Below are 12,014 nucleotides of genomic sequence, written 5' to 3'. Positions count from 1 at the left end.
TATGATAAAGTAATCCTAGTTAATATCCAGGGTTTTGTTGTAAATCTGGGTTAGCATCCAATTGGATTCTTGGAATCGGGAAGATATTGACAGATGGGTTAGAAGCATTTTTCTCCCACCAAGCGTCATTATATTTGCCGAATCTAATTAGGTCAGATCTTCTATAACCTTCAGCAAACATTTCTCTACCTCTTTCAGCAAGAAGGATGTCGTCAGTTAAAGTAGTAAGCGGGTCAATACCAGCTCTTGATCTGATTTGGTTTACATAATTCAAAGCACCAGCTGAATTACCTTGTCTGTGCATAACTTCTGCTTTCATTAACAAGATATCAGCGTATCTGAAAATTGGGAAGTCATTACTCAAGTTAGGTGTTGCACCAACTCTGTATTCGAACTTAGCAACTCTAACACCAGCTTGTCTCAATGAATTAGGAGCTAATTCGTTGATTTCTGGCGTAAAGTTAAGTCCAGGACCATCAGGGTCAGCATCTTCAGCGTTATCATCTGTCAAAGGGCTACCATCTAATGCAAACTGAGGACCAGCAAGGAAGCTATTTCTTCTTGCATCATTAGTCTCAAAAGCATTGTAGAACTCTTCTAGAGAAGCGTATCCATTCCAAGGAGAATCTTGAAGATCAAATGTTGCCTGAGTCTGGTAGTGACCAGTCATCTGAGCAATATTGAAACCACCTGCATTGTTCTCATCATATGGCAATGTCAAGATATTCTCGCTTGAGTTTTCGTTGTTAGTCACGAAGTTCGAGAAGAAGTTGTTCTCTAAACTGAATACACCACCATTAATGATTAGGTCAATCTGAGTTTCAGCGTCAGCCCATCTTGCGCTTCCAGTATACACTTCAGCATTCAAGTAAAGCTTCGCTAAGATTGCACGTGCTGACCACTCATTTAGTGTAGTCTTCGTGTTTTCAGAAGAAAGGTTAGCGATGTTATCAAGAACAGAATTTTCAATAAACGTGAAAATATCAGCTCTCGTACGAGTTGGAGGCGTTGGATCAGTATCAGTCTCTAATACAAGCGGCACATTACCGTAGGCATCAATTAACCAAAGGTAAATAAGTGAACGAAGTATCACGAGCTCAGATACTAAAGCTGTAACGTTAGGGTTCTGCTGAATCAAAAGGTTGATATCACCAATTGCTCCGTAGCAGTAAGCCCAAGCGTTGTTTATTGATTCCTCGTTTTCGTTGTACTCGTGTCTGTGCATTCTTAACCACTGACCACCATCTTCCCAGTCAGCTCCTTTATGAGCAATTAACATCTCATCTGAAGCTACTTCGTGCATTGACCATAGAGAGTTATGACCTCCCCATGTTCCAATGATACGCTGATAAGCTGAAGCTTTCAACACATCAATTAGCGCAGGCTCCGTGCTATTTGCGAGTTCCTCTGGAGTTACACCATCGAAAATTTCCTGCACCGGTTCCTCACAAGCCGCTGCTACAAAAAGTAGCGCCACAGCAAGAATTGTCGTTTTAGTATATCTAATCATTTCTTAATTATTTAATATTCAATTTCACACCGAGTGTAAATGTTCTCGTAGGAATAAACGTGTTTCTTCTTTCAAGACCAGGAACCAATGGGTTACCACCATCAGTATATCTTACCTCAGGATCTAAACCAGTGTAGTTTGTGATTGTGAACAAGTTCTGCGCAGCGAAGTACACATTGATGTTCTCAACCCAATCAGAGTTAGAAGGAACAGCATATCCTAACTGCAAGTTATCAAGTCTGATGAACGTTGCATCCTCGATATATAAATCAGAGAACGTAGGTGACGCAGTCACGACAGGAGTTTTGTCAGTTACAACACTATTCCATGCACTTGTACTAGCATCTTGGTTTTCATAGAAACTTCTGAACGAGTTATATAGGTCGTGACCGATACTACCTCTCAAGAAGAAACTGAAATCCCAGTTGTTATATCTGAAAGAGTTATTGATACCAAAGTCCGCATCAGGAAGCGCGTTACCAATAACTGCTAAATCGTCAAGAGCAAAGTCTGCAGCAGAATTACCTCTTACACCATTTGCATCTTCTAGAACATACTGGCCGTTCTCATCGATACCGATAAATTTAGCACCTACGAAGTTACCTAATGTCTCACCCACAGTATTAAGAATAATCTGTGTGTTGTTTTGTCCTGGAGAACCTAAGTTACCACCACGGATTTCTTCGAAACCAAGACCATCACCAATTGATAATTTCTCAATTGTGGTTTTGTCGTAGATAGTGAAGTTGAAAGAAGGAGTCCAAGAAACTTGGCCAATTTTCAATCCGTTGTATGCAGCAGAAAACTCAAATCCAGCTGATCTTAAATCTGCAAGGTTTACCCAAGTAGAACCTACAGTGTTGAAGTTTCCATCATCGAATGGGTTTGGAGCTCCAATTGGCACAGGAATATTGAAGATAAGGTCTTCAATGTTTCTTGTGTAGTAATCAGTAGTACCAGTGATCTTACCGTCAAGGATTGCAAAATCGAATCCAACGTTGAATTCCTTTTTGGTTTCCCACTTCAAGGTTGGGTTAGCATTTTGAGATTGTCTTGGAGCAATGTACTGATCATCAGTAGTATTTGCGTCACCATCCAAATCAATTCTACCACCATTTCTAAATACTGGAAGTGCTAAGTCAGCAGAAGGAGGAAGTGCTCCCGTAATACCATATGAAACTCTGAATTTCAATTGTGAAATAGGACCTAAGTCAGCAATTTCAGTAAGCTCAGCACCTGCTGATACCGCTGGGAAGTAACCTGTTTTCTCATTCTCACCAAAGCCTGAGTAAGACTCAGAACGCACACTGGCAGAGATGAAATATATACCTTGGAAATTGAGGTTGGCTCTGAAGAATGCTGAATTCAATACATTAGCATTCTTATAAGAGTAGTAGTTAGTTCCAGGGCCTGCTGACAATGCACCAGCACCTAAGTTATTCGCTCCGAAAGAATCGAAAAGGAACTGACGAGTCTGAAGACCAAAACCTTCGCTTGAAATTTCCTGACGCTCAGCACCAATTAAGAAATTCGCATCAAGTCCTTCAGCAATTTGAGTGTTATAGTTCAAAGTACCTGTGATGATTTCAGTAAATCTGTCATCAGTAGATCTGCCTGCAACACCACCGAAAGGTCCTCCAAAGTCGAAATCAGACTTACTCCAAGAGTTAGCGTTCAAACCAGTAAATCTATCTTGGTTATACTGAACAGCAACAGTCAAATCGTCTGTGATATCAAACTCACCTCTAAAAGATGCAAGAATGGTCTTGTTAGTACCGCTGAAGTTTTGCTCTCTTCTTAATGCTTCAGGGTTGAAGAAGTCAGAAGAAGCAAGCGTTTGGAAGTAACCACCCAAACTGTTCTGGCTAATAGTACCATCATCAAAAATTGGGGCAGTAGGATTGTAAGTCAATGCGAAATCAAACAGGTTGTTGTTTTTAGCACCAAATGATCCATTAGTGATGTTAATGTTAGCAGTTAATCTCAAACGATCGTTGATCGCATTGTGCGTAACATTAAGTCTAGTGTTAAGTCTTTCGTTTTTGAAACCCTTAACAATACCTTCATTATTTCTGTAGTTAACAGAAGCACGGTACGAAGTACCACCCATAGAACCGCTCAAACTTACGTTAGTAGCGTATGAGAATGCATCCTGAGTAATTACGTCAATCCAATCAGTATCTGAGCCAAAGTCAGTTCCACCTCTTGCAAGGAACTCGTCTCTTCCAAGAACGCTGATTTTGTTCAACGTCTTCTGCTCGATACTTGCAAAAGTGTTAACAGAGATATTAGTCACTCCTTCACCAGTATTACCTTTAGTAGTAGTAATAAGGATAACACCAGAAGAACCTCTAGCACCATAGATTGCGGCAGCCGAACCATCTTTCAATACATCGATAGATGCAATATCATTCGGGTCAACGTTTCCAAGGTCTGCACCTGGAACACCATCTAATACAATAAGTGGAGCTTGGTTACCACCGAAAGTTGAGATACCTCTTAAACGGATGTTAAAGCCACCGTTCGGGTCACCACCTGGTCTTGTAATGGATAGACCTGCAACTTTACCTTGAAGTAACTGGGTAGGATTTGAAATGTTACCGCTGTTAAAATCTTCAGGCTTAATGCTGGCTACAGCACTTGTGATCTCTTTCTTTTCTTGAGATCCATAACCCACAACTACGATTTCGTCTAGCTCAGCGTAGTCTGGTTGTAACACTATATTAATAGTGCTCTGTGTACCCACTAGTACCTCCTGTGAGATATACCCCACAAAGGAGAAAACTAATGTTTCGTTGGCAGCTACTTGAATGGAGTACGTACCATCTAAATTGGTCGCCTCACCTCGAGTAGTACCTTTAACCGTTACGTTTACACGTGGGATGCCTAAGCCGTCATCGCCCCCTGTAACCGTACCGGTAACGGTCTTTGTTTGAGCCAGTAGTGCCCCTTGGAAACCCACTGACATAACAAGTAGGATTAGTAAAAACTTTTTCATACAATCATTTTTAATTTACTTGATTTAAGGCCGAATTCGGCCAAAAAAGTGCAATCGAATGCTTAAAGTACTATTACTGGGGGGTAATTCATAGCCGACTTAACCTAAAATTAACGCAAACGTTTGCAGTAAATCGCGATTTTCGCATAGTAAACGCACGTTTAGTGAATCTAACTCTCAGATTCGCAGACTCATATTAAGCTCATGTTAATTAATACTTGAGCCCTCTAAACGGTCAGAAAAAAAGCCGAAAATCATCAACCGATTTAAGCGTTTGGATAGCCATGAAATACGGTTTAATTCATAATAATTTGTGCTGAAGCCGAGGATGTCTAATTTCAGCCCGTAAACAATTTTTGCAATGGACTGGAAAGTACTCTTGGATAGTGGAGAATCTCATCAGAAGAACACAGATCGATCGGTGTTTGACAGAGACTTTGACCGAATAATATTCTCACATCCTTTTAGAAAGTTGCAAGACAAAACACAGGTACATCCACTCCCAGAACATGATTTTGTACACAATCGTTTGACGCATAGTCTCGAGGTTTCAAGCGTTGGGAGGTCTTTGGGTAGAACCGTAGGTGCGGTCATTTTGCAGAGACATCCTGATTTGGAGCCTTTCTTTAGTGCAAACGATTTTGGTTTGATCACCGCATCGGCATCCTTGGCTCATGATATTGGTAACCCTCCTTTTGGACATTCCGGAGAAGATGCTATTTCTGATTACTTCGTCACAAATAAGGATTTGTTGGAAACGGATTTTTCGGAGCAACAATGGTTCGATTTAATCAATTTTGAAGGGAACGCTCAGGGTTTTAGGCTTCTGAATAAATCAGGTTATCAGGGTTTAAGGCTCACCAAACCTACCCTGGCTGCATTTACCAAGTATCCAAGACCATCGAAAGTCGCTGATAAATTCAAACCTAGAAGGAGTCAAAAGAAATACGGTTTTTACCATTCAGAGTCAGAAATCTTTAAGTCACTGGCTGAAGACCTGCAACTTCATTCACTTGCTGAAGAACAATGGTGCCGTCACCCATTGGCCTTTTTGGTTGAGGCAGCTGATGACATTTGTTACCACATTATCGACCTGGAAGACGGCTGTAACTTGGGACTTATTAGCCATGAGGATACTGTGGCTTTATATGCTCAGGTAATTGGTTCTAAGTTTGATGCTGCTAAACTGAAGACCATAAAGAGTAAGGCCGAGCAAATAGCGTTGTTAAGAGCAATGTCGATCGGGGCACTCATTGAGCAAAGTGTTGAACATTTCTTGGCTAATGAAGCCGAGATACTTTCAGGGGTATATGACATATCGCTTACAGATGATATTCAGGCCAAGGAGGCTTTAGAAGAAATCAAGAATGTGTCTATTCATAAGATTTATCGTGCTCAGCATGTGGTTGAGATTGAAGCAGCGGGCTTTAATGTCTTGAATGGATTACTTGAGTCATTTGTACCGGCTGTGATAAACCAATCGACAATCTCTAAGAAACAGTCCGTTGCATTTCGGTTATTGCCTGAAGATGTGAAAACGGAGATTAAAACGTGTGCCGATCAGTACACAGCACTGAGGGCCTTGCTAGATTATATTTCTGGTTTGACCGATTCCAACGCAATGAGCCTCTACAGAAAACTCATGGGCATATCCTTGCCGAGCATGCGCTAGCTTTTTATACCTATTAATAAGGAGTGATTCGAATATGATAGAAAGGGGAAAATATTACCTTTGTCCTCTTGTTTGAAAATGTGGTCTAAACTCCCTCATATCGTATTGAAATACAGGCTTATATTGATCATCTCGATCTTCCTGTTTACTGCCTTTATGGGCTATCAGGCAAGGAATGTCAAGATGGCATTCAATTTCAATACAGCCGTACCAAGCACAGACGAGAGCTATCGCTATTTCCAGAACTTTAAAGAAAAGTTTGGCGAGGACGGTAATATCCTGGTGGTTGGTGCAAAGGATAGCACACTATTTCAGCTAGAGAACTTCAATAAGTACAAAGAACTAAGCGAAACGATTGCAGGCCTTGAAGGCATTAGTAATGTCATATCATTGCCGGCTCTGCAAAAGATTGTCAAGAACCAAGACAACCGGAGTTTCGACCTGGAGGCTCTGATGAAGGAGTCCCCCAAAACCCAGGAAGAATTAGATGCGCTCTTGCAAGAGGCGCTCGGCCTGAAGTTCTATGCTGGCCAATTGCTTAACCCGGAAAATGGTGCAACGCTGATCCTTATTAATATGGAACGGGAGGTACTCAACTCTGCAGGGCGAAATGACATAGTTAATGAGATCAAAAAGATAGGTGAGGAATTTGCCGCAGATACAGGCATCGATCTACACTATTCTGGGATGCCCTTTGTGCGGACCATCATGCAACAAAAGACTAATAAAGAGCTAAGACTTTTCATCGTCTTGTCTTTGAGCATCACAGCACTCATTCTATTCCTGTTTTTCCGTTCCTTCACTTCCGTATTTGTGCCATTGATTGTGATCAGCGTGGTTGTGGTTTGGGTACTTGGAACAATTGGGCTATTGAACTACAATATCACCATCCTGATGGGCTTGATACCCTCCATCATTGTGGTCATCGGTATACCTAATGGTGTATACCTAATTAACAAGTACCATCAAGAGTTTGCCAAGCATGGCAACAAGCCGAAGGCGCTTAGCAGAATGGTCCGAAAGATTGGTTTGGTGACTTTCATTACGAACTTTACTACTGCGATTGGATTCTTAGTTCTGGTAACTACCGATATCAAATTACTCAAGGAGTTTGGCCTGGTAGCTGGAATCAATATTCTGGCGACCTTTATAGTCAGTATCATTCTGATCCCAGGCATACTTTCTTATTTACCAGCCCCAAAAAAGAATCAACTCAAGCATTTAGAATTCAAGGCGGTGGGTAAGTTTCTGGGCCTATTGGATCTTATTGTCCATAGGCATCGCTATCGTGTTTTTGCCGTCACGGCAGTCATCCTGACATTCGCTATTATCGGTTTAACAAGGCTTTATTCGGTGGCCTATATGGTCGATGATATTCCTGAAAAGTCAGAACTGAAGCAAGACCTATATTTCTTTGAGGATAATTTCAGTGGAGTAATGCCGCTAGAAATTATTATAGACTTTGGTAAACCAAAATCCACTATTAATGCTCGGAATCTCAGAAAAGTGGATCGTCTGGAAAAAGCTTTGGAGCCTTTGGAGAATATTTCTTCGCCTATTTCAATCGTCTCTTTTGCCAAGGCGGTGAGACAAGCCTTTTATAATGGCAATGAGCGATTTTACGGTCTCCCTAGTCCAAGTGATCGGAATGTAATTCTCAGCTATTTGAGTAATCGTGATGGAGACGCGGGTTTATTGGATTCTTTTGTGGACTCTACAGGGCAGGTGATGCGAGTGTCATTGAAGATAGCCGATATAGGCTCCCAGAAAATGGACTCACTGATCACCAACGTAGTTCAGCCAGAAATAGATAAGGTTTTTGACGATGAGAAGATAGAGACGGCTGTTACAGGTTCGACTCTTTTGTTTGTTAAGGGAAATAAGTTCTTGATAGAGAACTTGCGTTTCTCCCTGCTATTGGCTTTTGCCATTATCGCTGTGATTATGGCGATCCTTTTTGCCAATATCCGGATGATCATCATTTCGCTGATTCCGAATTTCATTCCATTGATCATGACGGCCGGAATCATGGGCTTCTTTGGTATTCCATTAAAACCGAGCACAGCATTGATTTTCAGCATTGCCTTTGGGATATCTGTTGACGATTCGATCCACTTTTTGGCAAAGTATAGACAAGAACTTTTCGCGAAGAACTTCTTCGTGCCCGTGGCGATTAGCAATAGTATCAGAGAAACGGGATCGAGTATGCTGTATACTTCGATCATACTGTTCTTCGGATTTGTGATTTTCGTGTTTTCGGATTTCGGAGGGACGGTCGCCCTAGGTTTGTTGACATCGCTGACTTTGTTCTTTGCCATGATTACTAACCTGACACTGTTACCGGCATTGTTGATGGTTTTTGACAGTGGAAAGCGAAACCAAAAGATTCATCCTTTGATTGAGCACTATGAGTTCTACATCGAAGATGATGACGAAGAGATAGACACAGACAATTTATTGATAAAGAAAGACGACCCATTCTTGGGTTCTACCGATAGGTAATAAGTATTGAAAGGAATTAGAGTGAGTAAGTATAAAGAGTACAAGAAACCGGAATTTGCGAAGGTTGGCGAAGACATACTTCAATTCTGGAAAGACAATGAGATTTTTGAAAAGTCAGTTTCTGAAAAAGAAGGCAAACCGACTTTTACATTCTTTGAAGGGCCACCATCTGCTAACGGTACGCCTGGTATTCACCATGTCATGGCCAGAACGGTCAAGGATATTTTCTGTCGTTACAAAACTCAAAAAGGATTTCAGGTAAAACGTAAAGGCGGTTGGGATACCCATGGCCTTCCTGTTGAGCTTCAGGTAGAGAAAGAACTAGGCATTAAGAAGGAAGACATCGGCAAGAAAGTCTCTGTCGATGAGTACAATCAAAAGTGCCGCGAAACGGTGATGCGTTTCAAGGATATCTGGGATGACCTTACTGAAAAGATGGGTTATTGGGTCGACCTTGACAATCCATACATCACTTTCGAAAAAGAATATATCGAGTCAGTCTGGAGCATGCTAAAAGAGCTTTATGACAAAGACCTCATCTACAAAGGCTATACGATACAGCCTTATTCTCCTGCTGCTGGTACTGGTCTAAGTTCCCACGAGTTGAACCAACCAGGTACTTACAAAGACATCAAGGATACGTCACTAACGGCCCAGTTTAAAGTATCTGGTACTGAGAATGATTACATCCTTGCCTGGACGACCACACCGTGGACGCTTCCGGCAAACAATGGCTTAGCTGTAGGCGCTGGGATTGAATATGTGAAGGTGAAGACTTTTAATCAGTACACCTTTGAACCGATCAATGTCATCCTTGCAAAGGATCGAGTTGGTTACTATTTCAATGACAAGGCCAAAGACTTGAAGCTTGAGGATTACAATCCAGGTGACAAGCTTATTCCTTTTGAAGTAATTGATTCTTTCAAAGGCCGTGATATGGAAGGAATGGACTATGAGCAGCTGATGCCATACATTCCTTTAGAGAAACCAGCTTTTACAGTGGTAGTGGGCGACTTTGTAACTACGGAAGATGGTACGGGTATCGTTCATATTTCAAAGACTTTTGGTGCCGATGACTTTAGAACATCTGCACAGTACAATATGCCAGGTGTCTTCGTGAAAGACGAAGAGGGTAAGGATGTACCGATCGTGGACAAGCAAGGTAGATACGTGAAAGAGATCACGGATTTTGCCGGCATGTACGTCAAAAATCAATACTACAAAGAAGAGGAGGCTCCTGAAAAGTCGCTAGATGTATTGATTTCCATTAAGCTGAAGGAAGAAAACAAAGCCTTTAGAGTCGAAAAATACGAGCACTCCTATCCGCATTGCTGGCGCACAGATAAACCAGTGCTTTACTATCCATTGGATTCATGGTTTATCAAAACCACCGCCTATAAGGATCGATTGGTAGAACTCAACAAGACCATCAACTGGAAGCCAGCCTCTACGGGCGAAGGCCGTTTTGGTAATTGGTTGGAGAACCTGGTAGACTGGAACCTCAGTAGATCGAGATATTGGGGAACACCACTACCGATTTGGGTTTCTGAAGATAAGAAAGAACAAAAGTGTATCGGTTCGATCGCTGAGCTGAAAGATGAGGTTCAGAAGTCAGTAGATGCTGGTTTCATGAATGAGCAGATTTCTGATGACTTTGATTTACATAGACCTTATGTAGACGACATCATTTTAGTCAGTGACTCTGGTCAAAAAATGAAGCGTGAGCTCGACTTGATCGATGTTTGGTTCGATTCGGGAGCAATGCCTTATGCACAGTGGCATTATCCATTTGAGAACGGAGACATTTTTGAAAAGAGCTTTCCGGCAGACTTCATCGCTGAGGGAGTCGATCAAACACGAGGTTGGTTCTTTACGCTCCATACTTTAGGCGTATTGCTTCATGATAAAGTGGCCTTTAAAAACGTAATAGCGAACGGGCTCGTACTGGATAAGAATGGCAATAAAATGTCCAAGCGATTGGGCAATGCCGTAGATCCATTCAAGACCATCGGGGAGTACGGACCAGATGCCACACGTTGGTATATGATCTCCAATGCGAACCCATGGGATAACCTAAAATTCAATATTGAAGGCGTAGGCGAGGTACAAAGAAGGTTCTTCGGTACACTTCATAATACCTATAACTTCTTCGCGCTATACGCAAATCTTGACGGATTCAAATTCGAAGAAGCTGCAATTCCTTTGGTTGAAAGACCAGAAAGTGATCGTTGGATTCTTTCAAGACTCAATACTCTCATCAAAACGGTGGATGCTGCTTATGATGAGTACGAGCCGACACGTGCTGCCAGAGCCATCATGGACTTTGTGGCCGATGAGCTGAGTAACTGGTATGTCCGTCTGAATAGGAAACGGTTCTGGAAGGGCGAGTATAATGATGATAAGCGTGCTGCCTATCAGACCCTATATACTTGTTTAATGACTGTGGCCAAGTTAGGTGCACCAATTGCGCCTTTCTACATGGAAAACCTATACAATGACCTGAATGCTGTAAGTGGACTTGATCAAAGTGAATCTGTTCACTTGACGGATTTTCCTGTGGCCGATGAGGCTTGCATTAACAATGATTTAGAGGCGCAGATGGCATTGGCTCAGACCGTTTCTTCCCTCACGCATTCAATCCGCAAGAAGGAGAAGATAAAAGTAAGGCAGCCACTTTCTAAGATTATGATTCCAGTGTTGGATGAAGTTACACGTCATCATGTGGAAGCTGTTGCAGACTTAATTATGTCTGAAGTCAATGTCAAGAACGTTGAGTTTTTGGACGATACTTCAGGAGTCTTAGTAAAGAAAGTGAAGCCTAATTTCAGAGCACTAGGTCAGAAATTCGGTCCTAAGATGAAGCTGATCTCAGGCGCTATTAACCAATGGGGTCAGGAAGACATTGCGACAATTGAGAAAGAGGGTCAATATGATTTGGCTTTGGAGGATGAAACCATCCAGCTTACCATTGATGACGTTGAAATCAGCAGCGAAGATATTCCAGGTTGGTCAGTAGCGACAGAAGGAAAAACCACTGTCGCACTTGACATTACCATTTCCGAAGCACTTCGTCAGGAAGGTATTGCTCGAGATTTGGTCAACCGTATTCAGAACTTGAGAAAAGATCAGGGACTGGATGTGCAAGACAAGATTGATGTACGCGTTCTGAACAATGAAGACATCGTAAACCAAGCATTGAGCTCAAATAGAGACTATATCTGTGAAGAGACTCAGGCACTCAGCTTGGAATTAGTGGATGCCTTAGAACAGGCACAGACCGTTGAAATTGATGACTGGAAAATTGATCTTAGCATTTCAGTGAGATAAGTTTA

At 41.9% G+C, this 12,014-nt stretch carries 5 protein-coding genes; 3 read left to right on the top strand and 2 right to left on the bottom strand.

Features of this window, described 5'->3' with window-relative positions; all coding sequences use genetic code 11:
• Nucleotides 1-19 precede the first annotated feature (19 nt).
• Nucleotides 20-1,510 (bottom strand): RagB/SusD family nutrient uptake outer membrane protein, encoded by a 1,491-nt coding sequence (locus BFP97_RS14215; protein ID WP_069843059.1) that lies wholly within the window; start codon nt 1,508-1,510, stop codon nt 20-22.
• Nucleotides 1,511-1,517: 7 nt separating this feature from the next.
• Nucleotides 1,518-4,508 (bottom strand): SusC/RagA family TonB-linked outer membrane protein, encoded by a 2,991-nt coding sequence (locus BFP97_RS14210; protein WP_069843058.1) that lies wholly within the window; start codon nt 4,506-4,508, stop codon nt 1,518-1,520.
• A 361-nt stretch (nt 4,509-4,869) separates the two neighbouring features.
• Between BFP97_RS14210 and BFP97_RS14205 the strand changes: the two genes are divergently transcribed.
• The 3 genes from BFP97_RS14205 to ileS all read left to right on the top strand — a co-directional run bounded on the left by BFP97_RS14205 (nt 4,870) and on the right by ileS (nt 12,009).
• A complete protein-coding gene (locus BFP97_RS14205) occupies nt 4,870-6,180 on the top strand; it encodes a deoxyguanosinetriphosphate triphosphohydrolase (protein ID WP_069843057.1) in 1,311 nt (436 codons plus the stop codon).
• A gap of 78 nt (nt 6,181-6,258) precedes the next feature.
• The gene (locus tag BFP97_RS14200) at nt 6,259-8,682 is read left to right on the top strand and encodes an efflux RND transporter permease subunit (RefSeq protein ID WP_069843056.1); all 2,424 of its coding nucleotides are present in this window, start codon (nt 6,259-6,261) and stop codon (nt 8,680-8,682) included.
• Between the two features lie 21 nt (nt 8,683-8,703).
• Nucleotides 8,704-12,009: an isoleucine--tRNA ligase gene (ileS, locus tag BFP97_RS14195; protein ID WP_069844324.1), complete on the top strand. Its 3,306-nt coding sequence runs from the start codon at nt 8,704-8,706 to the stop codon at nt 12,007-12,009.
• The last annotated feature ends 5 nt before the right edge of the window (nt 12,010-12,014 follow it).

It is taken from the genome of Roseivirga sp. 4D4 (assembly GCF_001747095.1).
Classification (GTDB): domain Bacteria; phylum Bacteroidota; class Bacteroidia; order Cytophagales; family Cyclobacteriaceae; genus Roseivirga.
Note: the sequence above shows the minus strand (reverse complement) of the source record. Positions and strands in the feature narration are given on the sequence as shown.

What these genes read in the sequence shown, in the direction of transcription:
- BFP97_RS14215 (WP_069843059.1), bottom strand. Translation starts at nt 1,510, where the DNA reads ATGATTAGATATACTAAAACGACAATTCTTGCTGTGGCGCTACTTTTT.
- BFP97_RS14210 (WP_069843058.1), bottom strand. Translation starts at nt 4,508, where the DNA reads ATGAAAAAGTTTTTACTAATCCTACTTGTTATGTCAGTGGGTTTCCAA.
- BFP97_RS14205 (WP_069843057.1), top strand. Translation starts at nt 4,870, where the DNA reads ATGGACTGGAAAGTACTCTTGGATAGTGGAGAATCTCATCAGAAGAAC.
- BFP97_RS14200 (WP_069843056.1), top strand. Translation starts at nt 6,259, where the DNA reads ATGTGGTCTAAACTCCCTCATATCGTATTGAAATACAGGCTTATATTG.